The organism is Bradyrhizobium sp. AZCC 2230 (genome assembly GCF_036924495.1).
In the GTDB taxonomy this organism is placed as follows: Bacteria; Pseudomonadota; Alphaproteobacteria; order Rhizobiales; family Xanthobacteraceae; genus Bradyrhizobium; species Bradyrhizobium rifense.
Genome location: NZ_JAZHRS010000001.1, coordinates 6,588,134 through 6,613,811, shown reverse-complemented (window position 1 = coordinate 6,613,811; position 25,678 = coordinate 6,588,134). Strand labels below are relative to the sequence as shown.

The following is a 25,678-nucleotide window of genomic DNA, read 5'->3' as shown; positions in this document are numbered from 1 at the left end:
TTCCCGCGGCATTGTCGCGGGAATCAACCGCCTCAGTTGCAGACCTCGTAATTGGCATCAACGTGAGGGCCGCCGCCGCCACGATATTCGAGGTGGCAGCCGCGCTTGACCGGACGGCAGAGGAGGTCGTTGCAAAAAATCTGCCCCCCGCCGCCCGAGGCGCGACCCGCGCCGGCCGCCGCGATGCCGCCCGCCGCTCCAGCGGCCGCGCCACCGGACTGACGACGCTGCCGTGCGGAACGCTCATCGCCGTCGTCGCGCTTGGCGGTTGCAGGCTTGTCGGTTGCAGGCTTGGCCGGCTTGGCGGCCCGCTGCTTCTCGCATTCATTGTCGTCGTTCAGCGCATAGCCGTCGCCGCAGACGATCTTGGTGCACTTGTCGCCGTCGGCCTTGAAGCCGTGATCGCAGACCAGCGGGCAGACGCGCGACTGCTTTGACTTGACCGTGTCGAGCGCATCCGTGCTTGCGACCTTCACGTCGAGCTTGGTACCGGCATAGCGGTTGAACTGCGACAGCGACCGCTGCGCGGACGTGTTCCAGTTGCCGTCAGCCTGACCGGAGAAACAGCCGACGCGGCCAAGCTCGGTCTGCACCGAGCGGTTGAGATCGGCCGGCGTGACTGCTGGCGTCAGCGAAGCGACATTGGTGCCGGCAGGGTTCGCCGTGCTGGCCGGCGCGGCGCTCGGTGCTGTCGCGGCGAGATTGACGCGCTGCTGCTCGGCAGCCGCAGCCTGCTGCTGCGCCTGCTCCTTGGCCTTCTGCGCGGCAAGCTGGGCCTGCTCGGCTGCCTTGGCGTCGGCAGCAGCCTTGGCCTGGGCATCCTTCTGCGCGCCAAGCGCGGCGAGACGGTCGCGTTCAGCGTCGGCCTGCTTCGCCTTCTCGATCGCCGCCGCATGAGCCTGCTCGGCCTGGATCTTGTCGAGCTGAAGCTTGGCAAGGTTCGCATAGAAGCCGTCCGGATGCTGGGCCAGGAAGGCTTCCCATGCCGGCTTGTTGCCGACCTGGAGCGCGAGTTCATAGTCGCGGCGCATATCGGCCTGCGGATTCACCACGGGCGCGGGCGCCGCTGCGATGACGGGCGTCGCCTTCACCGGCACCAGCGGCACGTCTTCGCCGCCGAGCGAACCGTAGACGAACGGCTCCTGCTTGTTGCCGGTCGACTTGAGCACGTCGTCGCGCACGAAACCGAAGGCGCGGCGGACGTCGAGACCCGGCGTCGTCAGATGCTTCGACAGCGCGATCGTGAACGGGCTGTTGGCGCCGTCGCCATCCTGCGCCGTGAAGCCGGCCTTGGCCGAATAGGCGATCAGCGTATTGGAGCTGGTCGGCTCGACCTGGGCCAGACCACGGCCGATGCCGCGCGAGGCAAGCGTACGCTTCATGGTCCTGCCGAACGGATTGTCACGACAGGCATCGAGGATCACCAGGCGCAGCTGTTTCGCCGGCTCGACTGCGACCAGAACGCGATCGAGCGAGAGTGCCTCGTCATAAACATCGGTGTCGCGCTCGAGCTTGGCATCGACCGGGATCAGGTAGTTGGAGCCTTCGACCTCGATGCCATGGCCGGCATAGTAGACGACGGCGATGTCGGCATCGCGGGTCGAATCGGCGAAGTCGCGCAGCACGCGCCGCGTGTCGAGCGCAGTCAGATCGTGGCGGGAATCGACGACATCGAAGCCGGCATCCTTCAGCGTCTTCGCCATCACCGAACCGTCGTTGACGGGATTGGCGAGCTGCGGCGCGTGCTGATAGGCCGAGTTGGCGAGCACCAGGGCGACGCGCTTTCCGGCGAAGGCGGGCCCGGCGCCGAACATCAGCGCGATGGCGAGGAGCAACGGGCAAAGTCGGAAAAAATTGCGCATGACACGACTTCCCAAAATTCGGGGCAGTTCACACCCTCAACGGTAGCCTTAGCAAGATCCGCAGCCTGCGCTTGTGATGGAGGTCACCAAGACAGCGCCGGCGACAGGCCGAGGCACCCCTTTTGTTAGTCGCGCCAGTGCGTTGGCGGTTCGCCGCCCAATGCGCTCGAGCTGGGTTGCCCTAGGCATCCCCGATGTGCCCCAGGTGCTGCGGCAGATCGTCCTCGATCTCGTGCCATGGCGCCTTGGAGCCAACGAAAATATGGGCGCTAGGGCGGATTGTGGGGGCATCGACCAGGGTTCCCATGGCGACATGGACCCACTTTCCTTCGCGAACCCGGGAATAGAGCAGCGAGCCGCAGCGGGCGCAGTGCGCGTCATGGGTGGTGTCGTCCCCGTAAATCATCCGCTGGTCCTCGCCTTTGACGAGGCGGAGCTTGCTGTATTCGACGCCGGCGAACGGCTTGAAGGCGGAACCGGTGGTCCGGCGGCAGTTCGAGCAATGGCAGTTCAGTGCATAGGAGAACGCATCCGCCACCTCGTAGCGGACGGCGCGGCAATAGCATTCGCCGGCAAGGATGCGAGCGTTCGATTTGTCTGATCCGGTCATGACCGTGCCCTCGCACAAATGGCGGAGGACACCCATAGCGCAATTCGATGCGTACCACTAAGTTCGCGGCGCGCCATCATTCAAAGGGATGACCCATGAGCCCAAATCGTTCGAGCGTCGAAGCCGTCGTGCAATCCTATTTCGACGGGCTTTACGAGGGCGACGCCGAAAAGCTCGGTGCCATTTTCCACCCCTCCGCCGATCTGCGCTGGGTCGAAAAGGGCGAACTCCAGGTGCTGACCGTGCCCGACTGGCTCGACCGCGTGCGCAAGCGCGCCTCGGCCAAGGCGGAAGGCAAACCGCGCGAGGATTTCATCGTTACCATCGACCGCTCGGACGACAAGACCGCCTTCATCAAGGTCAGATGCCAACTGCCTCCGCGTTTTTTCACGGATTATCTGGTGGCCATGAAGCTCGCCGACGGCTGGCAGATCGTGTCGAAATCGTATCGGTATGATCTGAAGGAGTGAGGGGCGCCACTGCCCGAAATCGGGCGCACTCGCCTCCATTCTCCGTCATCGCGAGCCCAACTCTCGCCACACGTCATTGCGAGGAGCTCTTGCGACGAAGCAATCCAGAGTCCTTCCGCGGAAAGATTCTGGATTGCTTCGCTGCGCTCGCAATGACGGCGCGGATAGCGCCTCCATTGTATCCCTTACCGCCTGTTCCCCCGAAAGTCCCCCATGCTGCTCGACCGCCGTTCCCTGCTCGCCTCTCTGTGCTGGATGGCCGCTTCTCCGGCTCTCGCCGCGGACGCGCCGCCCGAGCTCGAATCCTATGAGCGCGAGAGCGGCGGGCGGATCGGGGTCTACGCGGAGAATCTCGCCACCGGTGCGAAGCTCACCTGGCGGGCCGACGAGCGCTTCGTGATGTGCTCGACCTTCAAGGCTTCGCTCGCGGCTTGCGTGCTGGCGCGGGTCGATCGCGGCGAGGAGAAGCTGGCCGCGATGATCTCCTATGGCAAGACCGACCTGCTGGAATACGCGCCGGTCGCGAAGCAGAACCTGTCGGCCGGCGCGATGTCGGTCGCGGACATGTGCAAGGCGATCGTCGAGCTCAGCGACAACACCTGCGCCAATCTGCTGCTGGCGCGGATCGGCGGCCCCGCCGCGCTCACCGCCTTCTGGCGGTCGCTCGGCGACACCATTTCGCGGCTCGACCACAATGAGCCCGAGCTGAACCGCTCGCCGCCCGGCGATCCCCATGACACCACGACGCCGGCGGCGATGGCCGGCAATCTCAAGCGGCTGGTCACGGGCGAGGCGCTGTCGTCGGCCTCGCGGGACCAACTCACCGACTGGATGGTGGGCTGCAAGACCGGCGCGAACCGGCTGCGCGGCGGCCTGCCGGCCAGCTGGAAGATCGGCGACAAGACCGGCAACAACGGCAAGGATGCATCGGGCGATATCGCCGTCGCCTGGGCCAAACCGGATGCACCGATCCTGATCGCGGCCTATACCCAGGGCGGCACGCCGAACCCAACGCAGATCGAGGCGGTGTTCGCCCGCATCGGGCGCATGGTGGCCGAACGACTGGCGTAAGCCGCTTCGCATTGACCTCTTGGCCGCTTCCGGGCCAAGACAGGCCATGATCGCAGCGAAATTCCAGACCTTCCTCATCCTGCTCACTGTCCTGGCAGGCACCGCACTGGTCGCCCGCCGCTTCAACATGGCGCCCGCGATTTTGCTGATGCTCTCCGGCGTCGGCCTCGCTTTCGTGCCGGGCATGCCGCCGGTGGAACTGCCGCCGGAACTGGTGCTGCTGATGGTGCTGCCGCCGCTGATCTACTCGGCGAGCGTCGCGATGAGCTGGCGCGAGTTCAGGAACAATCTGCGTCCGATCGTGCTGCTCGCGGTCGGCGCCGTGATCTTCACTGCGGCGCTTGTTGCGGCGGCCACCCATTATGTGATCGGTCTGCCCTGGAGCATCGGCTTCCTGCTGGGAGCCATCGTTGCGCCGCCCGACGTGGTGGCGCCGCTCGCGATTGCGCGCCGGCTGAACATGCCGCGCCGGCTCCTGGTCATCCTCGAGGGCGAGGGGCTGGCCAACGACGCAACCGCGTTGATCCTCTATCGCTTCGCGCTCGCCGCCATCGTGGTCGGGCATTTCTCGCTGCCGCTGGCGGCCGGTGAATTTGCTCTCATCGTCGCCGGCGAGATCGCCTTCGGCATCGGCGTCGGCTGGCTCTTGCTGCGCTTCCGCAAATGGTCCTGCGAGCCGCGGGTCGAGCTGACGCTGTCGCTGATCACGCCCTACGTGTCCTACTGGCTGCCCGAGCATGTCGGCGGCTCCGGCGTGATCGCCACCGTCGCCTGCGGCCTCTATGTGAGCTGGAACGGGCCACTGCTGATTTCGGCGTCGACGCGCCTGCAAGGCATCTTCTTCTGGGACCTCATCATCTATCTGATCGAGGGCCTGCTGTTCCTGCTCACCGGCTTCCAGATGCGCGCGCTCTACGAGAAATCGAAAGCGTTCCCGCTCGACGACATCATGATCGCGACCGCCGTGGTCATGGTCGTCATCGTTCTGGCGCGCTTCGCCTGGCTCTACCCCGCGACCTATCTGCCGCGGATGCTCAGCAAGTCGCTGCGCAAACGCGATCCGTCGCCGCCCTGGCAATGGCCGTTCGCGCTCGCGTTCACCGGCGTGCGCGGCTCGGTGTCGCTGGCCGCCGCGCTGGCGCTGCCGTTCACGCTGCCCGATAGCGATGCCTTCCCGTATCGCGACCTGATCCTGTTCGTGGCCTTCGGCGTCATCTTCATCACCCTGATCGGCGTCGGCCTGACGCTGCCGCCGGTGGTGCGCTGGCTCGGCATCGCGGAAGCCGGCCGCAACGAGCATGTCGCCGAGCACGAGGCCGAGATCGCGGCACGGCGCCAGGCGCTCGACGCCGCGCTGAAATCGCTGGATGCGCTGACCGAAGAGAAGAACGTGTCGGATGAGGTGATGCGGCTTTTGCGCGCGCGTCACGAGATCCGCGCCAACCAGCTACCGGACTCGCTCGATCCGGGCCACCACGACGTTTCCGCCGCCGGCACCGCATTGACCCGCGACCTGATCCGCGCCGAGCGCAAGTTCATCCACGACCTCTTGCGCGACGGTCAGATCACCGACGAGACGCGACGGCGGATCGAACGCGACCTGGATCTGGAAGAGGCGAGCCTGGCGAACAGGGAATACAGCGGGGCGCCGCTGTAGGGCGTGCAAGTCGCCTCGCCATCTGCTAGTATTACCAGATGACCAAGCAAGCCCTAGAGATCTTGTTGGAACGCGTGTCGGCTTGGCCCGAGGAGGCTCAGGAAGAGCTGATGCGGTCCGTGACCGACATCGAAAACAGGCATCTCGGCATCTACCGGCTCAGCGACGACGAACGAAATGCCGTACGCCGCGGCCTGAAGGATATGCGTGAAGGGCGGCTGGCAAGCGACGAGGCGGTCGCCGCAGTCTTCAATCGCTACGGCGCATGAGAGTGCGCTGGTCCGAAAGCTCGCTTTCGGACATCGACGACATATTCTCCTATATTCACGAACACAATCGCACGGCCGCAGCTGCGGTGGTTGAGCGCATCAAGGCCGTCGCCAGCCTCCTCCAGGATTTTCCCGAGGCTGGCCATCTTACCGACGAGCCAAGCGTCCGCATGTTCCCAACCGTTCGCTACCCTTATCTCGTCTTTTACACTGTCAATCCTGATGACGCCGAGATCGTGATTCTCCATGTGCGTCATGGAGCTCAGGAACGTCAGCCTTAGGGTCGTAAACCTACCGCTTCTCGCAATACGCCCGCATCGCCGTCACCACGGCCGTCGCAACCAGCTCCTGCCGCTCCGGCGAATTCACTTCCATCTCCTCGTCGCGGTTGATGATGGAGCCTGCTTCCAGCAGTACCGCGGCGCTGTTCGTTTGCGATAGCACCACGAGCCCGTCATAGCGGTAGACGCCGACATCCTTGTCGAGCAGGGGATGCCGGTAACGGCCCATCAGCGGCAGGCTGTATTGTGTGGCGTATTGCAGGCCCTTCTCCTTCAGCTCCCGGCCCAGCAACCGGGCGAAGGCAAGGCTGGCGCTGAAATGTGGATTGCGCTCGGACACGAACAGCGAATGGCCGCTGAAGCGGTCGCTGAAATAGCTCCTGGCGCCTTCAAACTCCCACGCCTCGAGCATCTTGTCGGGCACGGAATCATGGTGGATCGACAGGAAAAAATCGGCATGCGCGGCGTTGGCTGTGCCGACACGCTTGAGCAGGCTTGCCCGCGCCTTGCCGTCGGTCACCAGCACGCGGGTCGCGGCAAAGCCCGCCGACTTCAAGCGCTCTCCGATCAGTCGCGTCAAATGCAGGTTGAAGCCGAATTCCACATCGTTGCGCGCGCTCGTCGCGCCCTGCGATTCCGAGGTGTGTCCGACATCGAGGATGATCTTGAATTTGCGCGGCTCGCATGGCTCCGGGGCGGGCGAAGGTTTGATCGACGAAGGCTTGGGCTTCGCTCTCGCGACCTTTCGGGCAGGCGCGGTGCGCCCGGCGTCGACCGGCACGGGTGGGAGCGCGACGAGCGCCACCACAATCGCCACGATGATGCCCCGCGCCCGTGACAAGCGTTACTCCGCTGCGGCTGCCCAGAAGCGGCGCAGCAACTCGCCCATGCCCGTTCCAGAGCCGGACTCGGTCAGGAATTTATTGTCCTCGGCGTAGAGCATAGCTGATCCTCCCGAACATGTTCGGGAAGATTGGCGCGAGAGTGGGACAACGTCAACGCAAGAACAGCAGGGCCGTACCCGCCCTCATCGACATCACCTGACGGTGACGGCGACAGTGTATACCTTGCCATTATCCGGGTCGGTGGGGTCTGCCGTCACGCGCCGATACGTGAAGGAGTCTTCACCGACGTACCCCTTCTTGGATTGATACACCACGCTGGTCAGCCGCACGGTCTTGGCCTCTCCGTTTCTCAATTTGCGTTGCCCGGTGCTCACTCGCGTCGTCACGGCGCCGCTCTTCGGCGGAGACACGACTTCAATGCTGACGGGCCAGACCTTACCACTGCTGTCGACGCGCCAGTGTCCGCCACATTTGCAGATTTCCTTTGCCTCGCCGGATTTCACGACGAGCGACGTATTCCCCCCGCCCGCATGGGCGCCACAGAGGATTCCGAAGAACAGGAGGAGCCCCGCAGTGATTTTGATCAAAAGGGCCGTCGGTAGGCGTACCGGGTAGGTTGTCATTTCATAAGTCTCCAATGAAAAAATCCTAGAGTTATTGTATGCGATCGTTCCGGCTGGCGAGGCCGACGCATTCGGCCCCGACTATCTCAATGTCCTCGCGACCCGAAATCCAACGTTGCTCACGCGCCCTTCGGACTGCACGCCATATCGGCTCCCCGATTCGACTGCATCCGCCTTGCTGACCCAGGAGCCTCCCCTGAGGACACGCTGCTCGCATCGACCTTTCAGCCAAGGGCTACCGTCCGCAGGCGCGCCCTCATAAGTGTCGTTGACGCAATCCTCGACCCACTCCCAGATATTGCCGTGCACCTGATAGAGGCCCCACGGATTGGGCTGGAAGGAATCGACCTGAATCGTCTTTTGCCCGGAGCCACCCTTTGCATTCTTATCCTGGCTGGCCCTGTCGTCGTAGTTGGCCTGCCCCCGAGAAACCGAGGCTCCCCACCAGAACGACGACGTCGTTCCCGCCCGTGTCACATACTCCCGCTCGGCTTCGCTCAGGAGGCGGTACGTCTTGCCGGTGCGGGCCGACAGCCAGGCCGCATAGCTCTTGGCATCCGACCAGGAAATGTTGATCGCCGGTCGCTTCCCGCGGCCCCAACCATTGTCCCAGGGCTTGTATCCGTTGCATCCCCCATCGGCGACGCAGGCGTCCCATTCCGCAAACGTGACAGCGTAACGGCCAACGGCGAATGAATGCGCGAACGTCACCTTGTGGCGGGACGATTCGGTAGCGCGCTTCGATCCACTCTCCGACGCCCCCATCATGAGGACGCCCGGCGGGACCACGACCACCTCCGGACACTTTTCACATTCCTTGAAACTGGCCTTCTGCGTCAGGGCCGCCTCTTCCGACTCGGACAACACCTTCATGCCGAGCGTCGTCAATCCTTCGCGCTGCTGCATCGTGTCTGGCGCCGGAAGCGTGGCGTTGGTGGAAGCCACTTGCACCGCTTGTAACGCCTTGAGCCGTTCGCGCACCTCCGCCGACCGCGCGCTTTCGGGAAATTTGCTCAGAAACTCTTCGAACATGGCCGGCGAGTGCCCGTCCTTGATTGCATTCCAGACGATCTCGTCGGTCGCGGGCGGGGCCGGAGGGGGCGCAGCTGCCGCAGCGCGTTCCTTTGTCAGCTCGTCACGACGCGACTGCGCGGCAGGGACGTGCGAACTGCTGGAATATTTTGCGGCAAACTCCTCGAAAATCGCGGGGTCGCGCGACTCCTTGATCGCATTCCAGATGATCTCATCGGCAGGCGGCGGTGGCGGCGCTTGAGCGGCGACAATCTCCTTGGTCAGCTCATCCCTGCGCTGTCGTGCATCCGCGACATGCGGGCTCGCCGCGTATTTACTCGCGAACTCATCGAAGATCGCGGGATCGCGGGATCCCTTGATCGCGGCCCAAACGATGTCCTCGGCGGCGGGAGGCGGCGGAGCTTGCGTCGCGGCAATCTGCTTTTTCAGCTCGTCCCTGCGCGTCAGGGCATCCGCCAGATGCGGGCTTGCCGGAAACTTGCTGGCGAAATCATCGAAGATCGCCGGATATGCTGAGCCTTTGATCGCATCCCAGACGACCTCATCTGCGGTCGGAGGCGGTGGAACGCGGGCCGCGGCGGCGGCGATCTGCTTTTTGAGCTCGTCACTACGTGATTGCGCCTCGGCGCGATGCTTGCTGGCCGGAAACTTGCTGAGGAAATCATCGAAGATCGCGGGGTAGTTCGAATCCCTGATCGCCGTCCAGACAATGTCGTCGGCAGTCGGCGGCGGTGGCACGCGCGCAGCAGCTGCGGCCTGCGCCTGCTTCTGCTCGTCGCGCCGCGATTGCGCCGCCTTTAGATGCGGGCTCGCCGGAAACTTCGCGATGAACTCCTCGAACACGCCGGGATAGGTCGAATCCTTCACGGCGTTCCACACGATGTCGTCCGTCGTTGGTGGCGGTGGAAGTTTCGGCGCATCGACGATCGAGATGACGGAGCCACCCAATGATCCGTAGACGAACGGCTCCTGGTGGCGGTTGGTGACCTTCAGCACCTCGTCGCGAACCCGTCCGAACGCAATCCGCAGGTCCAGGCCGGGAGCAGCGATGTTGTGCAGCAGCGCGGCGGTGAAGGGACTGTTCTTCGCGTCGCCATCCAGCGCAACCGACCCGGCCTTGGCCGCGAAGGCAATGAGCGTATCGGACACGGCGGGCTCGACTTTCGCCAATCCACGACCGATTGATCGAGAGGCCACGGTTCTCTTCATGGTCTTCAGGAACGGATTGTCCCGGCACGCGTCCAATATGATGAGGCGAAGCCGCCTGGTGGGCTCGATCGATTTCAGAATGCGATCGAGGGAAACGGCCTCATCCTCGATGTCGAAGTCGCGCGATAGCTTCGCGTCGACGGGGATGACGTAGTTTGCACCATCGACCTCGATGCCATGGCCAGCAAAATAGACGACGGCCACGTCGGCATCGCTTGCCACCTCCGTGAAATCGCTGATCGCGCGCCGCATCTCCGAAATTCCGAGATCGCGGCGGGCGTCGACCGCGGAAAATCCTGCGGACCTGAACAAGGTGGCGATCTCGGCGGCGTCATTCTGGGGATTCGGAAGGCTCGGAACGTTCCGGTACGACGAATTGCCGATCACCAGAGCGACGCGCTTCTCGGCCAGCGCCTGACTTGCGAACCCGCAAAATACGAGCGCAAGAATGGCAGCCGCCGCCCAGCGCATAAAACTCCCCCCAAATCGCCCTTTGCGAGTATATCGCTGGTTGAAGCGCCCGCAAGCAGCACCCTGAGCCCACATCATTCGACAGGGGCAGCGCCAAATCCGTGATTCAGATCACGTTGAGCGGGCGGCGACGGCGGCCGTTTTACACCGGCCGTTCCCCCTTCACCGTCACGCGCGTGCCCGAGCGCGTGTGCGGCCAGTAATCCCACATGGCGCGGTGCTGGGCGCAGCGGTTGTCCCAGAAGGCGATGGCGTTCTCGGTCCAGCGGAAGCGGCACTGGAACAGCGGGTTCTCGGCGTGCTGGTAGAGATAGGCGAGCATCGCGTCGCTCTCGTCGCGCGGGATGCCGTTGATGTGGCGGGTGAAGCCGCGGTTGACGTAGAGCGCCTTCCTGCCCGTGACCGGATGGGTGCGCACCACCGGGTGCTCGGCATTCGGATAGGACGGGCGATCGGCGACGCCGTAATTGGCGTAGAGCCCGCGATAGATCGGCTCGCCGTCATGCAGCGCGGTCAGGCCGTCGAGATAGGCCTTCATGCGATCGGACAGCGCGTCATAGGCCGCATACATGTTGGCGAACAGCGTGTCGCCGCCGCGCGGCGGACACTGCTTGATGTAGAGGATCGAACCCATCGGCGGCTCGAGATCGCAGGAGACGTCGGAGTGCCAGCCTTCGCCGTTGGCGCGGGGCGAGTTCGCATCCGCATAGATCTTCATCAGCGCAGGATCTTCGTCCTCATGCGGCGCGGCGGGATGAAAATGCAATTCGCCGAACTTGCGGCCGAAGGCAAGATGCTGCTGTGGCGTGATGGTCTGGCCGCGGAAGAAGATGACGAGGTTTTCGGCGAGCGCGCGGTGGATCTCGTCCATCTGCTGGTTGGAGCGGGCATCGTCGGAGACGAGCCTGCCGATGTCGACACCGGAGATCTCCGCGCCGATGATGGGGGTGAGCTTCTCGACCGCGATGGTCTCGTAAGGCGCGCCGTCCTCAGCCGTGTGGCGATAACGCGGACCTTGCTTGCCGGCGAGTGAGCTCATGGCGTGTCTCCCGATCGTCTTGATTGGGAGCATGGTAGCCCGGATGGAGCGAAGCGCAATCCGGGAGCAGCAGCGGAGCTAGATCACTCCGCCGCGGGCGCGGGCACCTTGGCGCCCTGGCCGTAACGCTGGTCGATGTAGTCGATCACCAGCGCCTTGAAGTCGGCGGAGATCGTGGGCCCGCGCAGCGTGCGGAACTTCTTGCCGTCGACGAACACCGGTGCGGCCGGCGCTTCGCCGGTGCCGGGCAGCGAGATGCCGATATTGGCGTGCTTGGATTCGCCGGGGCCGTTGACGATGCAGCCCATCACCGCGACGTTGAGCTCCTCGACGCCCGGATACTTCGTTTTCCAGTTCGGCATCTCGTCGCGGATGAAACCCTGGATCGAGCTTGCCAGCTCCTGGAACGTGGTCGAGGTGGTGCGGCCGCAGCCGGGGCACGCGGCAACCAGCGGCACGAAGGTGCGGAAGCCCATGGTCTGCAGGAGCTCCTGGCCGACCTGCACCTCACGGGTGCGGTCGCCGCCGGGCTCCGGCGTCAGCGAGATGCGGATGGTGTCGCCGATGCCCTGCTGCAAGAGGATGCCGAGCGCGGCCGAGGACGCCACGATACCCTTGGTGCCCATGCCGGCCTCGGTCAAGCCGAGATGGATGGCGTAGTCGGAACGGCTGGCGAGATCCTGATAGACCGCGATCAGATCCTGCACCGCCGAGACCTTTGCGGAGAGGATGATGCGATTCTTCGGCATGCCGAGCTCTTCGGCACGCGCGGCTGAGAGCAGCGCCGACTGCACCATCGCCTCGCGCGTCACCGCGCGAACGTCGCGCGGATCGGCGGACGCGGCGTTCTCGTCCATCAGCTTGGTCAAAAGCTCCTGATCGAGCGAACCCCAATTGGCGCCGATGCGCACCGGCTTGTTGTTCTTGTTCGCGATCTCGATGATGTCGGCGAACTGGGTGTCGCGCTTGTCCTTGAAGCCGACATTGCCGGGATTGATGCGGTATTTGGCCAGCGCCTCGGCGCAGGCCGGATAGGCCGCGAGCAGCTTGTGGCCGATATAATGGAAGTCACCGATCAAGGGCGTGGTGATGCCGCGCTTGGCCAGACCGTCGCGGATATGCGGGACGGCGGCAGCAGCTTCCTCGCGGTCCACGGTGATGCGGACCATTTCGGAGCCGGCGCGCGCGAGCGCTGCGACCTGGGCGATGGTGCCGTCGATGTCGGCGGTGTCGGTGTTGGTCATCGACTGCACGACGATCGGCGCACCGCCGCCGACGGCGACGTCGCCGACCTTGACCTGGGTGGTCCGGTGACGCGGCGCCGGGCCTGCGATGTCGGAATCGAGGGGGTTTTCGAGCTTGTTCATGGGGTCCAAATATCAGGTTTTGGTGACGTTCAGCAATGCATCAGCTGGCGCCGCGGCCGTTTGGCTCGGACGGTTAACCAGAAAAAGCCCAGCAATTACAAGGACGGCTGCCGCCCCGAACGCCAGGCTCAGGTGATCGTGCATGATGAAATAGCTACCCACCACGCCAAACAAAGGGGTGATGAAGGTAAAAGCCGACAATTTGCTGGCCGAATAGGCCTTCACCAGCGCGAACCAAAGCGTGAACGTGGTTCCAACCACCCAGATCGCCTGGAAGGCCATCAAGGCAAACGACAGCGGCGACGGGGTGTGGGTGATCGATTCCCCGGACAGCAGGGCAGCCGTCCCCAGGATCGGGATCGAGGTCGCGACCTGATAGCCCAGCGCCTTTTCAGGCGCGGCGAAGCGCAGCCGCGTACCCTTGGCGACCAGCGTGGTCGCGGCCCAAAGTGAAGCGCCGGCGACGATCATGAGATCGCCGAGAAGGACCTGCGAGTCGACATTGGCCTGCGGCACGCCGATCGCAAGCGCGACGCCGGCAAAGCTGATCGCCAGCCCCAGCCATTGCGTGCTGCCAAGCCGCTCGCCGAGCACCTGATAGGAGCCGAGCGCGACGAAGAACGGCGCGGTGTAAAGAAACACCACCGCGCGGGACGCGGAGGTCAGGCGCAGGCCCTGAAAAATCAGCACGAACTCGATGCCGAACATCAGCCCGGCAACAAGACCCGGCTTCCAGGTGCCGTCGCGCTCGAAGAATTTGACGCCACGCACGGTGCCGATGATGAACAGCACCGGCAACGCGCCGATCGAGCGGATCATCGCCTGCAGCATTGGCGGGACATCCGGCAGCACCAGCTTGATCGCGATCTGGTTGAAGGCCCAGGTCAGGCACAGCATGAGCATCAGCGCGATGGCGCCGGCACTGAGGGGGCGGCCGGCGGATTGGATGGCTTGAGGTGCGGACATGTCTTCCCGGGATCCGGCTTTACGCCGTTGTTGCTTGATTGATCAGGCGGCGGGCTCTTTACCTCTCCCCTTGGGAGAGGTGAACACCGCCACTGTGGCTCGATCTGATTCCATCTCTCTAAGAAGCTTTCTGACAATGCGTGCAGACGCCCGTGATCTCGACCACGGACAGTTTTGGCGCGAAGCCTGACGCACGCGCCGCGGCGTTGAGTTCCTTGGCAAAGGACCCTGACGGGATCTCGCCGACAAGACCGCAGCGCTCGCAGATCAGGAACGCGACCGCCGAGGTCGCGTCATGGTCGTGGGCGGCGCAGGCGAGATAGGCGTTGCGGCTCTCGATGCGGTGCACGAGGCCGTTCGCCATCAAAAAATCGAGAGCACGGTAGACCGTGATCGGCGCCGGTCGCGCCATCGATTTTGCCAATTCGTCGATCACTTCGTAGGCCCCGAGCGGCCGATGGCTGGAGAGCAGCGCACCCAGCACCTGGCGGCGGATCGGCGTGAATTTCTGCGCCCGCTGCGCGCAAACCGCTTCCGCATGCGCCAGCGCGTCCGCGGTGCAGCGGCCGTGATCATGGTCGGGCGTCGGAAATGCCGGCTTTGCGAGGGTCATTCGGGCCGCCTTCTAGCATTTCGGCCGGGGAACCCAAAGCACGACCGGCGCCGCGGCGGTCAGCCATGCTTTTGCTGCGGGACAGCATCACGTTAATCCGCCATGAAATAATCATAAGCTTGCTTATTATAGTGAAGCTTATTGGAGGCGAAGCTCATGACCCGCGGGTCTGTCGACCACAACTTCCTGTTCACGCTCGGCGAGCTGTACCGCCTTTTGCGCGTCTACGCCGACAAGGAGGCTTCGCGCTTCGGCATCACCCGCGCGCAATGGGCGGTGCTGGCCAAGGTCGAGCGCAGCGAGGGCATGAAGCAGTCGGAACTCGCCGAATTGCTGGAAATGCAGCCGATCACGCTGACCCGCCTGATCGACAAGCTGTGCGACAGCGACTGGATCGAGCGCCGCAACGACGCCTCGGATCGCCGCGTCAAGCGCCTCTATCTGAAGAAGGCCGGCCGCGCGCTGCTGGGCAAGATGAGCGGCCTGAAATCGGAACTCACGGCGAATGCGCTCGACGGCATCAGCCCGGCGGACGCCCACCGTCTCCTCACTCAACTCGAAACCATCAAGGAAAACGTGCGTACCGCGATCCAGACGTCTGGCGCGGAACAAGCGCGTAAGGAGCAGCGCTATGGCTGATCAGGTTCTTAAGTTCCAGCCCGAGCAGAAGATCGACAGCGGCAAGCCGACCAAGAAGGCCGGCACTGACCCGCGCCGCCGCTTCGTCGCCGGCCTGCGCCGCTATCGCCGCTTTTTGCTGATGGTCGTGCTGCCGATCGTCATCGCGATCGCCGGCTTCACCTTCTATCTCAATGGCGGCCGCTATGTCGGCACCGATGACGCCTATGTCGGCGCGCAGAAGGTGCTGGTGACACCCGATATCTCCGGCAAGATCCAGAAGGTCGTCGTCAAGGAGGGTCAGCTCGTCAAGCAGGGCGACGAACTGTTCGAGATCGACCCCGTGCCGTTCCGCCTCGCGGTGGACGAGGCCAAGGCGCAGCTGATGCAGGCGCAGTCGACCTATGACAACCTCCGCGCCAACATCAAGATCTACGGCGACATGCTCGATCTCGCCCAGAAGGGCGTCGACCTGAAGCAACGCGACGTCGAGCGCAAGCAGTCGCTGGTGAAGAACAGCTACGGCTCGCAGCTCGATCTCGACAACGCCTCGAACGCGCTGGTCACGTCGGGCTCGATCGCACAATACGTCAAGCAGCAGATCTCGACCGCCAAGACCCAGTTGCTCGGCGACACCGACCTGCCCCTGGAGAAATTCCCGCCTTACGCGCAGGCCAAGTCCAAGCTCGAGAACGCCGAGCGTAATCTCGACCACGCCGTGGTGCGCGCGCCGATGGGCGGCGTGGCGACGCAGGTCGAGCAGATCCAGCTTGGCCGCTACGTCTCGGCCGGCATGGCGGTGTTCTCCATCATCGACGTCGCCCATCCCTGGGTCGACGCCAATCCGAAGGAGAGCGACCTCACCCACGTCACCGAAGGACAGGCCGTCACGCTCGAGGTCGATGCGTTCCCGAACCACGTCTTCAAGGGCAAGATCGGCTCGCTGTCGCCCGGCACCGGCGCACAATTCGCGATCCTGCCGCCGCAGAACGCCACCGGTAACTTCGTCAAGGTGGTGCAGCGCGTGCCGATCCGGATCTATTTCGACGAGAGCGACAAATACGTGAAGAAGCTGAAGGCCGGCATGAGCGTCTATGCCACCATCGACACCGGCCATCAGCGCTCGCTCGCCGGCCTGTTCGGCCTGTCGGCGACGGCGAACCAGGACAAGGACTGATCCGATGGCGGAGTCCAACCCCGCTTTGATGGTCCCCGGCCTGCGCCGGAACATGGTGACGATCTGCGCCATGACCGCGACCATCATGCAGGCGCTGGACACCACCATCGCCAACGTCGCGCTGCCCTACATGCAGGGCACGCTGTCGGCCTCGCAGGACCAGATCAACTGGGTGCTGACCTCCTACATCGTCGCCGCCGCGATCATGACGGCGCCGGTGGGCTGGATCTCCAACCGCTTCGGCCGCAAGCGCATCTTCATCATCTGTGCCGCCGGCTTCACTTTCGCGTCCGTGCTGTGCGGGCTCGCGCAGGACATCAACCAGATGGTGCTGTTCCGCCTGCTGCAAGGCGTGTTCGGCGCAGCCCTGGTGCCGCTGTCGCAGTCGGTGATGCTCGACTATTACACGCTGCAGGAACGCGCCAAGGCGATGTCGATCTGGGGCATGGGCGTGATGATGGGCCCGATCATGGGTCCTTCGCTCGGCGCCTGGCTGACCGAGACCTATTCCTGGCACTGGGTGTTCTTCGTCAATCTGCCGTTCGGCGCGATCACCGTGCTGGGACTCGGCATCTTCATGGACGAAACCAAGCAGGATACCAGCCTCAAATTCGACTGGTTCGGCTTCGCGGCGCTGGCGATCGGTATTGGCGCGCTGCAGCTTGCGCTCGACCGCGGCGAGCAGCTCGACTGGTTCGAATCCGCCGAGATCCTGACCGAGTTCGCCGTCGCGGCCATTGCCTTCTACTATTTCTTCGCGCACTCCTTCACGACGTCGCGGCCGTTCATTCAGTTCGCGCTGTTCCGGGATCGCAACTTCCTCACCGGCTGCATCTTCATGACGGTGATGGGGCTCGTGCTGTACTCCACCATGGCGCTGGCCTCGCCCTATCTGCAGAACGTCATCGGCTATCCCATCATGACCGCGGGCGGCCTGCTCGCGAGCCGCGGCTTCGGCACCTTCTTCGCCATGATGATGGTCGGCCGCATCATGCGCTTCATCGAGGCGCGCACGCTGATCATCTCCGGCCTGACGCTGACGGCGGCATCGCTGTACCAGATGACCGGCTGGACCGACCAGACCCAGGTGCCGGAGATCATCATCGTCAGCGTGATCCAGGGTTTTGGCTTCGGCCTCGTCTTCGTGCCGCTCTCGACGGTCGCTTTCATGACGCTGCCGAACCACTTACGCACCGACGGCACCTCGATGCTGACGCTGCTGCGCAACGTCGCGAGCTCGGTCGGTATCTCCATCGTCATCGCCCAGCTGACCCAGGGCACGCGCAAGACCTACGCGGTCCTGTCCGAGCACATCAACCCGTTCAACCACGCGCTCCAGATGCCTGACGTGAGCGGCATGATCAACCTCTCGACCGACGCCGGCCGCGCCATGGCCGACAGGATCGTCGGCCTCCAGGCACAGATCATCGCCTTTGCGCGTGACTACCAGCTCGTGATGTTCTTCATCCTCTGCACCATCCCGCTGGCATTCATGATCGGCTCGAGCAAGGCCATGCTGCGCAAGCAGACCGCGGCGCCGGAACATGCGGTGATGGAGTAGCTGGGCGGTCTCGTGCCCCGGACGCAGCGCAGCACGCAGTGATGCGCTGCTGAGCCGGGGCCCATGCCGCGGCATTCTGGGTCCCGGTTCTGCGGCGCACCGCTACGCGCTGCACCGCGCCCGGGACAAGAGCGTCCCCTACAACAACTCCTCACACCCCAAATCCTCGACCGCCATCATCACCCGCTCCAGATTATTCCACCAGATTCCCGGCGGGATGTTGATGCTCCATTGCCAGACCGGCTTGGTGATGTGCCAGAGCACCGACCAGCGATAATCCTGGTCGAGCGCGCCGCGCGTGTAACCGGCCACACCGTGTGCGAGCAGCGTCTCGTGGTAGCGGTTGAGCAACGCCCGCTCGAGCGCCTGCCGGCGCTCCGGATACCATTGGATCGCCATCATATAGGCGAGATCGTGGGTGGGCACATTGATGCCCCACAGGTCGAAATCGAAGATGCGCACGGAGTTCGCGACGCCGGCACGCGGCAATAGGAAATTCCAGGTGTGCGCATCGCCGTGAGTAATCGTGACGTGGCGACGCGAATGATAGCGCTGGGATAGCCGCGACGACTGCTCGATGAGACGACGGTAGAGGATACGCCGCTCCTCACTGAGGCGGTCGCCGAGCTCATCGGCAAAGCGGTCATAATGACCGGCGAAGACCTCCAAGTGTTGCGCGCTGTCCTCGGGGCTCGCCCAGGTGCCGGCAGTCTCGCCGAGATCAGGATGATCCCACCACGCCGCATGCATGCCCGCCAGCGTCGTGACGATTGCCATCGACTGATCTCGCGACGGCGGCAGCGTCGGTACGGTCGCGAGTTCATGACTATCGGTGAGGTCTTCGAGCAGCAGATGCCAGTTCGAACCCTCCTCATCGAAACGCCCGTCGAAACAGCGCAGCACCAGTCCCCGAGGCATTTTCGGTGCGAGCTTCGTATAAAATGCCACCTCGTGCCGGCCGCAATTGGCGAGCGTTTTGGCAAAATCGGCATGCGACGTCTTGAGGATCAGCGTCTGCGGAGAACCGGCGGACTCCCCGACATAACGCAGGCCGAGCCGGGTGATGTGCGATACGACGGTGTCGCGCTCATCCAGCACCTTCACTTCGCGCACAGCGCCGGCGTCCAGTGCGCCAGCCTTGCGCAGCGCAGCCGTGAGGTAACCGGGTTCAGCGACCGCCGGCAGTTGTGAGGATGTCATGAATCGCGCCCCCCGGTGCTGCAGCCATTCTGCATGATCACACGGGGAAGCGCCAGCGCGCGACAGCGGCCTTCACAGGAAGGCGGCGAGACGTCACACGTCGAAGAACACCGTCTCGTTGTCGCCCTGCAGGCGCAGGTCGAGGCGATAGACCGGCTTGCCGGCCTCGCGCACCGCGATCAGCGTGGCGCGGCGGTCGACCGGTACCAGTCCCAGCACGGGGTCGGCGGCGTTGCCGGCCTCATCGCTGAAATAGATGCGGGTATAGAGATGCCGCAGCATGCCGCGCGCGAACACCGCCAGAACGACATGCGGTGCCTGCGGCTTGCCGTCGGGATCGGGCACGACGCCCGGCCTTGATGCTGTCGAAGGAATAATTGCCGTCCTTGTCGGTGCCGCAGCGGGCAAAGCCGCGGAAGCTGGCGTTCGGCAGCGCGCGCTTGTCCTGAGGGTCAGCAAAGCGACCCTGTGCATCCGCCTGCCAGATCTCCAGCATGGCGTCCGGCACCACGGCACCGTCGCCATCAAACACCCGGCCCTCGATGCGGACGCGGTCGCCCGTGACGTCAGGCGTCAACGTCGAATTCGTGAAGGCGTCGTTCCAGGCATATTCGCCGGTCGGCGTCATGCCGTATTTGAAGAACGGGCCGACCGTTTGCGATGGTGTGATCCCATTATCCTGCACGTTACTTGGTCTCCATGGGGGTGGCATTCTTGCCACGCAGCACGATGTCGAAGCGATAGCACAGCGCCCATTCCGGCTTGGTATTCTCCAGATCGAACGACGACACCATCCGCATCCGCGCCTTCTCGTCCGGCACCGAGTTGAAGATCGGATCGAACGGGAACAACGGGTCGCCCGGGAAATACATCTGCGTCACGAGGCGGGTGACGAAGGAATGACCGAACACCGAGAGATGGATGTGGGCGGGGCGCCAGGCATTGTGGTGATTGCCCCAAGGGTAAGCGCCGGGCTTGATGGTGACGAAGCGATAGTAACCGGCGGCATCGCTCTGGGTGCGGCCTGCGCCGGTAAAATTCGGATCGAGCGGCGCCGGATGCTGATCGCGGACATGGACGTAACGGCCGCAGGCATTGGCCTGCCAGATCTCGACCAGCGAGTCCGGGACGCCGCGGCCGTCCTCGTCACGGACATGGCCGTGCACGATGATGCGCTCGCCGAGCGGCTCGCCTGTGTGCTGGGTGGTGAGGTCGCTGTCGCCGTCGCGCACGGTCTCGTGGCCGTAGACCGGGCCGGTCAGTTCCGACAGCGTGTGGCGCATCGGGATCAAGGGCTTGCTCGGCGCGCGCTTGATCGAGCTCTTGTATTCGGGCGACAGCGGCAGCGGATGCGCCTTGTTGCTGTCAGTGGGATAGATGAATGTCATTGGCGAACTCCTCCCCGGCCATCTTGGTCCAGCCGGTCAACAATTGCGCCAATCATTATAGAATATAACTAATCTAGGGAAGCGGGTTTAGCGGGTCTCCTGCCGCGAACCCGACATCATCCGTCACCAAGCCTTACTTGATCGGCGCACGCGGCAGCACGGCCTCGCCGGCCTCGAGCCGGTAAGTGTGGTCGAGCGAATACCATGGCGTCGAAACGTCACGCGCGGTCGGATGCGGCGTCTCGTGGCGCAGGAACTTGCCGATCAGCGCTTGTGTCACGCCGAACTGCACGTCGCTGTCGATATGGGGGTCGTTGGGATCGTAGACCTGCGAGATCAGCACCTTGAATCCCGGCTTGAAGACCAGGGCGTGCAGATGCGCGGGACGATAGGGGTGGCGGCTCTGCGCCTCCAAGAGGCGGCCGACGACACCGTTGGTCGGAATCGGATAGCCGACCATCATCACCGAGCGGAACGAGAAGCGCCCGTCGGCGTCGGTCGTGAACTTGCCGCGCAGGTTCATGTCGGCCTGCTCGGGGTCCTGGTTCTCATAGAGCCCGACCGGCGAGGCGTGCCAAACATCGACCTCCGCACCGACGACGGGACGGCCGTCCTTGTCGACGACGTGGCCGTTGACGAACAGCGACGCGCCCGGTGTCTGCGAGCGGACGATCGATCCGCCATTCTCCACCCGCGGCGAGTTCAGCCGCCAGAACGGGCCGAGCAGCGATTGATCGGTTTCGGTGTTGCCCTGATTGCCGTTGTTGAGCAGACAAACCAGCGGCGAGACGCCGAGCGAGCCCGCCATCAGCACAACTTCGTTGTGCGTGTCGGTGGTCAGCTTGCCGAGTTCGGCAATGATCGCGGTCGCGTCGCGGAATTCCTTTTCGGTCAGGCGCACGTCACGGACAAAGCCGTGCAAATGCTTGACCAATGAGACCATGATCTGCCGCATCCGCGGATCGGACGTCCGCTCCATCACCGCCAGTGCGGCGGCCGTGACGTCCTGCTCGCGCTCGATGATCATGGTACGGCCCCAAAAAGCCCTCTCCCCACAAGCGGAGAGAGGGAGAAAGCTTAGTTCAACTTCTCGATCGCAACGGCAACGCCCTGGCCGACGCCGACGCACATTGTGGCCAGCGCAAGCTTGCCGCCGCGCTTCTCCATGCCGTGGACGGCGGTGAGCGCAAGGCGCGCGCCGCTCATGCCGAGGGGATGGCCGAGCGCGATGGCGCCGCCATGCGGATTGACGAAATCGGCATCGTCAGCGACGCCGAGCTGGCGCATGCAGGCGATGCCCTGCGAGGCGAAGGCTTCGTTGAGCTCGATCAGATCGAAATCACTGATCTTCTTGCCCAGACGTTCCATCAGTTTGCGAGTCGCGGGCACGGGACCGATTCCCATGATGCGCGGCGGCACGCCGGCCGAGGCGAGGCCGAGAATGCGGGCGCGCGGCGTGAGGCCATGCTTCTTCACGGCAGCTTCCGAGGCCAGGATCATCGCAGCCGCGCCGTCATTGACGCCCGACGCATTGCCCGCCGTCACCGTGCCGGGATTGCGCACGATCGGCTTCAGTTTTGTCAGGGCTTCGAGCGTGGTCTCGGGACGCGGATGCTCGTCCTTGTCGATGGTAACAGGACCGGCCTTGCCGCCGGGAATGGTGATCGGCGTGATTTCTTCGGCGAAATAGCCGGCGGCGATCGCCGCACCCGCGCGCTGCTGCGAGCGGATGGCGAAAGCATCCTGGTCGGCGCGCGAGACCTGGAATTCCTCGGCGACGTTCTCGCCGGTCTCGGGCATGGCATCGACGCCATATTGCGCCTTGAGCAGCGGATTGATGAAGCGCCAGCCGATCGTGGTGTCGAATATCTCGGCCGAACGCGAGAAGGCTTCCTGCGCCTTGCCCATCACGAACGGCGCGCGGGTCATGGATTCCACACCGCCGGCGATCGCGAGCTCGATCTCGCCGGAGCGAATGGCGCGCCCCGCAGCACCGACGGCATCGAGGCCGGAGGCGCAGAGCCGGTTCAGGGTCTGGCCGGGAACCGAGTCCGGCAGCCCCGCGAGCAGCAGCGCCATGCGCGCGACATTGCGGTTGTCCTCGCCGGCCTGGTTGGCACAGCCGAAGAAGACTTCGTCCACCTGCGCCCAGTCGAGATTGGGGTGCTTGGCCATCAGCGCCTTGATCGGGGCCGCCGCGAGGTCGTCGGCGCGCACCTTGGCAAGCGAGCCGCCGAAACGGCCGATCGGGGTCCGCACGGCATCGCAGATAAAGACGTCACGCATCGTTGTTCTCCCTGACTGCCGCGGTTCGGCGAAAATTCTTCCAAAATTCTTGAATGTCGGCGGAGTTTTAGGAGGGCGCCCGCGGCAGGTCAATTGACGGTTTCTTGCGTATTCCCTGGGGTATCCACGCCGCCAGCGCATGCCGCGGTGCGGACAACGTGGAAAACCTCCCCTCCCCGGCCAAAGCGATAGGAGCAGGAGGCGAAATTTTGTAGGTTGCGCCGCCTTGGAGCGCGGTCGGGACCGCACTCCAAGATTCTTGTTTTGACGCATTTTCTTCACGCGAACCGGTACCCACTTCACTCGAAAACGCTCTAATGACGATGCAACAGCCCATCCCCGTACCGCCCCCCGACGAAGCGCCCACGCCGCAGGCAGACGCCGCCGCGCGCGTCACACCGATGATGGAACAGTACCTCGAGATCAAGGCGGCGCATCAGGGCCTGCTGCTGTTCTACCGGATGGGCGATTTCTACGAGCTGTTCTTCGAGGACGCCGAGATCGCCTCGAAGACGCTCGGCATCGTGCTGACCAAGCGCGGCAAGCATCAGGGCAACGACATCCCGATGTGCGGCGTGCCGGTCGAACGCTCCGAGGATTATCTGCATCGCCTGATCAGCGCCGGCCACCGGGTTGCCGTCTGCGAGCAGACCGAGGATCCCGCCGCTGCGAAAGCACGCGGCAACAAGAGCGTCGTGCGCCGCGGCGTCGTCCGGCTGGTCACGCCGGGCACGCTGACCGAAGACACGCTGCTCGACGCCCGCGCCAACAATTACCTGCTGGCGATTGCGCGCGCGCGTTCATCCGCCGGCGGCGACCGCTTCGGCCTCGCCTGGATCGACATCTCGACCGCCGAATTCACGGTGACGGAATGCTCTCACGGTGAGCTCGCCGCGACGCTGGCGCGCATCAATCCGAACGAAGCGATCGTCACCGACGCGCTCTTTGGCGATAACGAGCTCGGACAAACCTTGCGCGAGCTGCCGGCGGTGACGCCGGTGACCCGCGACGTCTTCGATGGCGCCACCGCCGAGAAGCGGCTCTGCGACTACTTTGCCGTCGCGACCATGGACGGGCTGGCCCAGCTCTCGCGGCTGGAGGCCACGGCTGCTGCCGCCGCCGTCACCTATGTCGACCGCACCCAGGTCGGCAAGCATCCGCCGCTGTCGCCGCCCGCGCGCGAAGCCTCGGGCGCGACCATGGCGATCGATCCGGCCACCCGGGCCAATCTCGAACTGACGCGGACGCTCGCAGGCGAACGCCGCGGCTCGCTGCTCGATGCCATCGATTGCGCGGTGACCTCGGCCGGCTCGCGCCTGCTGGCGCAGCGGCTCGCAGCACCCTTGACCGATGCGCCGGCGATCGCGCGGCGGCTCGATGCCGTCAGCGCCTTCGTCGCGGATTCGGCCACCCGCGAGGACATCCGCAGCATCTTGCGCGGCGCGCCCGACATGTCGCGCGCGCTCGCCCGTCTCTCGGTGGGCCGCGGCGGACCGCGCGACCTTGCGGGCTTGCGTGACGGCATTCTGGCAGCCGATCAGGTGCTGGCGCGGCTTTCCGAACTTGACCAACCGCCGCAGGAGATCGCTGCGGTGATGGCCGCTTTGCAACGTCCCTCGCGCGAGCTCGCGGCCGAATTTGCCCGCGCACTCGACGAGCAGTTGCCGCTGATCAAACGCGATGGCGGCTTCGTCCGCCAGGGCTACGAGCCCGCGCTCGACGAGACGCGAAGCCTGCGCGATGCCTCACGCCTGGTGGTGGCCTCGATGCAGGCGCGCTACGCCGACAACACGGGCGTGAAGGGCCTCAAGATCCGCCACAACAACGTGCTCGGCTATTTCGTCGAGGTCACCGCGCAGCACGGCGACAAGCTGATGTCGGCGCCGCTGAACGCGACGTTCATTCATCGCCAGACGCTGGCGGGCCAGGTGCGCTTCACGACCTCAGAGCTTGGCGAGATCGAAGCCAAGATCGCCAACGCCGGCGACCGCGCGCTCGGGCTCGAGCTCGAAATCTTCGAGCGGCTCTGCGCCAAGGCGCTCGAGATCAGCGACGATCTGCGCGCTGCGGCGCAAGGCTTTGCGCTGCTCGATGTTGCGACGTCGCTGGCCAAGCTCGCGGTCGACGAAAACTATGTGCGGCCCGAGGTCGATGGCTCGCTCGGCTTCGCCATCGAAGCCGGCCGCCATCCCGTGGTCGAGCAGGCTTTGAAGCGCAATGGTGAGCCGTTCATCGCCAATGCCTGCGATCTCTCACCTAGCCCCGCACAAAAATCCGGCCAGCTCTGGCTGCTGACCGGTCCGAACATGGCGGGTAAGTCGACCTTCCTGCGCCAGAACGCGCTGATCGCGTTGCTGGCGCAGATCGGCAGTTTCGTGCCGGCCACGCGCGCGCGGATCGGCATCATCGACCGCCTGTTCTCGCGCGTCGGCGCCGCCGACGATCTCGCGCGCGGCCGCTCCACCTTCATGGTGGAGATGGTCGAGACGGCTGCGATCCTCAACCAGGCCGGCGAGCGCGCGCTGGTGATCCTCGACGAGATCGGCCGCGGCACCGCGACCTTCGACGGCCTCTCCATTGCATGGGCCGCGATCGAGCATCTGCACGAAAGCAACCGGTGCCGCACGCTGTTCGCGACGCATTATCACGAGCTGACCGCGCTCTCGGCAAAACTGCCGCGGATGTTCAACGCGACCGTGCGGGTCAAGGAGTGGCAGGGCAATGTCGTGTTCCTGCACGAGGTGCTACCGGGCTCGGCCGACCGCTCCTACGGCATCCAGGTCGCCAAGCTCGCCGGCCTGCCGCCGGCCGTGATCACGCGCGCGAAATCCGTGCTGGCGAAACTCGAAGCCCAGGACCGCGGCCAGACCGCCCGCGCGCTTGCCGATGACCTCCCGCTGTTCGCAGTGCCCTCGCGCGCCGCCGCAGAAGCCGCGCCGCCGACCGAGGCCGAGCTAGTGATGGACGCCGTGAAGGCGCTTCACCCGGACGAGATGTCCCCGCGCGAGGCGCTGGATGCGCTCTATGCGCTGAAGGCCAAGCTGCCGAAGCAGTGAACGGTCT

The 25,678-nt window shown here is 64.5% G+C and carries 22 protein-coding genes and 1 pseudogene; 9 read left to right on the top strand and 14 right to left on the bottom strand.

Going from position 1 to position 25,678, the window contains the following annotated elements; genetic code table 11:
* Positions 1–32: 32 nt before the first annotated feature.
* Both V1280_RS31645 and V1280_RS31640 read right to left on the bottom strand, forming a co-directional pair.
* Positions 33–1,862, bottom strand: coding sequence for a caspase family protein (locus tag V1280_RS31645; protein ID WP_334533665.1), 1,830 nt, complete (start codon positions 1,860–1,862; stop codon positions 33–35).
* A 181-nt stretch (positions 1,863–2,043) separates the two neighbouring features.
* Entirely contained in the window at positions 2,044–2,472 is a 429-nt protein-coding gene (locus tag V1280_RS31640) for a GFA family protein (protein ID WP_334533662.1), read from the bottom strand.
* A gap of 95 nt (positions 2,473–2,567) precedes the next feature.
* Between V1280_RS31640 and V1280_RS31635 the strand changes: the two genes are divergently transcribed.
* The 5 genes from V1280_RS31635 to V1280_RS31615 all read left to right on the top strand — a co-directional run bounded on the left by V1280_RS31635 (position 2,568) and on the right by V1280_RS31615 (position 6,220).
* A complete protein-coding gene (locus V1280_RS31635) occupies positions 2,568–2,942 on the top strand; it encodes a nuclear transport factor 2 family protein (RefSeq protein ID WP_334533659.1) in 375 nt (124 codons plus the stop codon).
* A gap of 213 nt (positions 2,943–3,155) precedes the next feature.
* Positions 3,156–4,013 (top strand): class A beta-lactamase, encoded by an 858-nt coding sequence (gene bla / locus V1280_RS31630; RefSeq protein ID WP_334533656.1) that lies wholly within the window; start codon positions 3,156–3,158, stop codon positions 4,011–4,013.
* A 46-nt stretch (positions 4,014–4,059) separates the two neighbouring features.
* Positions 4,060–5,670: a Na+/H+ antiporter gene (locus V1280_RS31625; RefSeq protein ID WP_334533654.1), complete on the top strand. Its 1,611-nt coding sequence runs from the start codon at positions 4,060–4,062 to the stop codon at positions 5,668–5,670.
* Between the two features lie 38 nt (positions 5,671–5,708).
* Positions 5,709–5,939, top strand: coding sequence for a hypothetical protein (locus V1280_RS31620; protein WP_334533651.1), 231 nt, complete (start codon positions 5,709–5,711; stop codon positions 5,937–5,939).
* The gene (locus V1280_RS31615) at positions 5,936–6,220 is read left to right on the top strand and encodes a type II toxin-antitoxin system RelE/ParE family toxin (protein ID WP_334533648.1); all 285 of its coding nucleotides are present in this window, start codon (positions 5,936–5,938) and stop codon (positions 6,218–6,220) included. The genes V1280_RS31620 and V1280_RS31615 overlap by 4 nt, the downstream gene beginning before the upstream one ends.
* A 10-nt stretch (positions 6,221–6,230) precedes the next feature.
* On the opposite strand, the gene V1280_RS31610 is transcribed toward V1280_RS31615, so the two are convergent.
* The 7 genes from V1280_RS31610 to V1280_RS31580 all read right to left on the bottom strand — a co-directional run bounded on the left by V1280_RS31610 (position 6,231) and on the right by V1280_RS31580 (position 14,385).
* Complete coding sequence (locus V1280_RS31610) at positions 6,231–7,061, bottom strand: N-acetylmuramoyl-L-alanine amidase family protein (protein ID WP_334533645.1); 831 nt, start codon at positions 7,059–7,061, stop codon at positions 6,231–6,233.
* Between the two features lie 195 nt (positions 7,062–7,256).
* The gene (locus V1280_RS31605) at positions 7,257–7,688 is read right to left on the bottom strand and encodes a hypothetical protein (protein WP_334533642.1); all 432 of its coding nucleotides are present in this window, start codon (positions 7,686–7,688) and stop codon (positions 7,257–7,259) included.
* A gap of 81 nt (positions 7,689–7,769) precedes the next feature.
* Positions 7,770–10,400: an SUMF1/EgtB/PvdO family nonheme iron enzyme gene (locus V1280_RS31600; protein WP_334533639.1), complete on the bottom strand. Its 2,631-nt coding sequence runs from the start codon at positions 10,398–10,400 to the stop codon at positions 7,770–7,772.
* 142 nt (positions 10,401–10,542) lie between these two features.
* Complete coding sequence (locus V1280_RS31595) at positions 10,543–11,439, bottom strand: TauD/TfdA dioxygenase family protein (RefSeq protein ID WP_334533636.1); 897 nt, start codon at positions 11,437–11,439, stop codon at positions 10,543–10,545.
* A gap of 83 nt (positions 11,440–11,522) precedes the next feature.
* Positions 11,523–12,806 (bottom strand): flavodoxin-dependent (E)-4-hydroxy-3-methylbut-2-enyl-diphosphate synthase, encoded by a 1,284-nt coding sequence (gene ispG, locus V1280_RS31590; RefSeq protein ID WP_334533633.1) that lies wholly within the window; start codon positions 12,804–12,806, stop codon positions 11,523–11,525.
* 12 nt (positions 12,807–12,818) lie between these two features.
* A complete protein-coding gene (locus V1280_RS31585) occupies positions 12,819–13,772 on the bottom strand; it encodes a DMT family transporter (protein WP_334533630.1) in 954 nt (317 codons plus the stop codon).
* Positions 13,773–13,890: 118 nt separating this feature from the next.
* The gene (locus tag V1280_RS31580) at positions 13,891–14,385 is read right to left on the bottom strand and encodes a Fur family transcriptional regulator (RefSeq protein WP_334533628.1); all 495 of its coding nucleotides are present in this window, start codon (positions 14,383–14,385) and stop codon (positions 13,891–13,893) included.
* 156 nt (positions 14,386–14,541) lie between these two features.
* Here V1280_RS31580 and V1280_RS31575 point away from each other — a divergent pair, with 156 nt between their 5' ends.
* From V1280_RS31575 to V1280_RS31565, 3 genes are read left to right on the top strand one after another with little or no spacing between them, the layout of a single operon-like run.
* On the top strand, positions 14,542–15,024 hold the full coding sequence (locus V1280_RS31575) for a MarR family winged helix-turn-helix transcriptional regulator (RefSeq protein ID WP_234682298.1): 483 nt from the start codon (positions 14,542–14,544) through the stop codon (positions 15,022–15,024).
* Positions 15,017–16,180 (top strand): HlyD family secretion protein, encoded by a 1,164-nt coding sequence (locus V1280_RS31570; RefSeq protein ID WP_334533621.1) that lies wholly within the window; start codon positions 15,017–15,019, stop codon positions 16,178–16,180. The genes V1280_RS31575 and V1280_RS31570 overlap by 8 nt, the downstream gene beginning before the upstream one ends.
* A 4-nt stretch (positions 16,181–16,184) precedes the next feature.
* On the top strand, positions 16,185–17,741 hold the full coding sequence (locus tag V1280_RS31565) for an MDR family MFS transporter (protein ID WP_334533619.1): 1,557 nt from the start codon (positions 16,185–16,187) through the stop codon (positions 17,739–17,741).
* A 138-nt stretch (positions 17,742–17,879) separates the two neighbouring features.
* On the opposite strand, the gene V1280_RS31560 is transcribed toward V1280_RS31565, so the two are convergent.
* From V1280_RS31560 to pcaF, 5 genes and pseudogenes are all read right to left on the bottom strand, one after another.
* Positions 17,880–18,941, bottom strand: coding sequence for a phosphotransferase (locus tag V1280_RS31560; protein WP_334533617.1), 1,062 nt, complete (start codon positions 18,939–18,941; stop codon positions 17,880–17,882).
* 93 nt (positions 18,942–19,034) lie between these two features.
* Positions 19,035–19,653 (bottom strand): annotated as a pseudogene (pcaG, locus tag V1280_RS31555) (protocatechuate 3,4-dioxygenase subunit alpha).
* Positions 19,628–20,329, bottom strand: coding sequence for a protocatechuate 3,4-dioxygenase subunit beta (gene pcaH / locus V1280_RS31550; RefSeq protein WP_334533616.1), 702 nt, complete (start codon positions 20,327–20,329; stop codon positions 19,628–19,630). The pseudogene pcaG and the gene pcaH overlap by 26 nt, the downstream one beginning before the upstream one ends.
* A gap of 133 nt (positions 20,330–20,462) precedes the next feature.
* On the bottom strand, positions 20,463–21,356 hold the full coding sequence (locus V1280_RS31545; protein WP_334533615.1) for a dioxygenase family protein: 894 nt from the start codon (positions 21,354–21,356) through the stop codon (positions 20,463–20,465).
* 50 nt (positions 21,357–21,406) lie between these two features.
* The gene (gene pcaF / locus V1280_RS31540) at positions 21,407–22,615 is read right to left on the bottom strand and encodes a 3-oxoadipyl-CoA thiolase (RefSeq protein WP_334533613.1); all 1,209 of its coding nucleotides are present in this window, start codon (positions 22,613–22,615) and stop codon (positions 21,407–21,409) included.
* Between the two features lie 317 nt (positions 22,616–22,932).
* On the opposite strand from pcaF, the gene mutS reads away from it, so the two are divergent.
* The gene (mutS, locus tag V1280_RS31535; protein ID WP_334533611.1) at positions 22,933–25,671 is read left to right on the top strand and encodes a DNA mismatch repair protein MutS; all 2,739 of its coding nucleotides are present in this window, start codon (positions 22,933–22,935) and stop codon (positions 25,669–25,671) included.
* The last annotated feature ends 7 nt before the right edge of the window (positions 25,672–25,678 follow it).

Coding starts and splice junctions, on each gene's coding strand:
- V1280_RS31625 (WP_334533654.1), top strand. CDS start 4,060: ATGATCGCAGCGAAATTCCAGACCTTCCTCATCCTGCTCACTGTCCTG.
- V1280_RS31605 (WP_334533642.1), bottom strand. CDS start 7,688: ATGACAACCTACCCGGTACGCCTACCGACGGCCCTTTTGATCAAAATC.
- V1280_RS31565 (WP_334533619.1), top strand. CDS start 16,185: ATGGCGGAGTCCAACCCCGCTTTGATGGTCCCCGGCCTGCGCCGGAAC.
- V1280_RS31645 (WP_334533665.1), bottom strand. CDS start 1,862: ATGCGCAATTTTTTCCGACTTTGCCCGTTGCTCCTCGCCATCGCGCTG.
- V1280_RS31570 (WP_334533621.1), top strand. CDS start 15,017: ATGGCTGATCAGGTTCTTAAGTTCCAGCCCGAGCAGAAGATCGACAGC.
- mutS (WP_334533611.1), top strand. CDS start 22,933: ATGACGATGCAACAGCCCATCCCCGTACCGCCCCCCGACGAAGCGCCC.
- pcaH (WP_334533616.1), bottom strand. CDS start 20,329: ATGACATTCATCTATCCCACTGACAGCAACAAGGCGCATCCGCTGCCG.
- V1280_RS31560 (WP_334533617.1), bottom strand. CDS start 18,941: ATGACATCCTCACAACTGCCGGCGGTCGCTGAACCCGGTTACCTCACG.
- V1280_RS31545 (WP_334533615.1), bottom strand. CDS start 21,356: ATGATCATCGAGCGCGAGCAGGACGTCACGGCCGCCGCACTGGCGGTG.
- ispG (WP_334533633.1), bottom strand. CDS start 12,806: ATGAACAAGCTCGAAAACCCCCTCGATTCCGACATCGCAGGCCCGGCG.
- V1280_RS31640 (WP_334533662.1), bottom strand. CDS start 2,472: ATGACCGGATCAGACAAATCGAACGCTCGCATCCTTGCCGGCGAATGC.
- V1280_RS31620 (WP_334533651.1), top strand. CDS start 5,709: ATGACCAAGCAAGCCCTAGAGATCTTGTTGGAACGCGTGTCGGCTTGG.
- V1280_RS31580 (WP_334533628.1), bottom strand. CDS start 14,385: ATGACCCTCGCAAAGCCGGCATTTCCGACGCCCGACCATGATCACGGC.
- V1280_RS31595 (WP_334533636.1), bottom strand. CDS start 11,439: ATGAGCTCACTCGCCGGCAAGCAAGGTCCGCGTTATCGCCACACGGCT.
- V1280_RS31585 (WP_334533630.1), bottom strand. CDS start 13,772: ATGTCCGCACCTCAAGCCATCCAATCCGCCGGCCGCCCCCTCAGTGCC.
- V1280_RS31575 (WP_234682298.1), top strand. CDS start 14,542: ATGACCCGCGGGTCTGTCGACCACAACTTCCTGTTCACGCTCGGCGAG.
- bla (WP_334533656.1), top strand. CDS start 3,156: ATGCTGCTCGACCGCCGTTCCCTGCTCGCCTCTCTGTGCTGGATGGCC.
- V1280_RS31635 (WP_334533659.1), top strand. CDS start 2,568: ATGAGCCCAAATCGTTCGAGCGTCGAAGCCGTCGTGCAATCCTATTTC.
- V1280_RS31600 (WP_334533639.1), bottom strand. CDS start 10,400: ATGCGCTGGGCGGCGGCTGCCATTCTTGCGCTCGTATTTTGCGGGTTC.
- V1280_RS31615 (WP_334533648.1), top strand. CDS start 5,936: ATGAGAGTGCGCTGGTCCGAAAGCTCGCTTTCGGACATCGACGACATA.
- pcaF (WP_334533613.1), bottom strand. CDS start 22,615: ATGCGTGACGTCTTTATCTGCGATGCCGTGCGGACCCCGATCGGCCGT.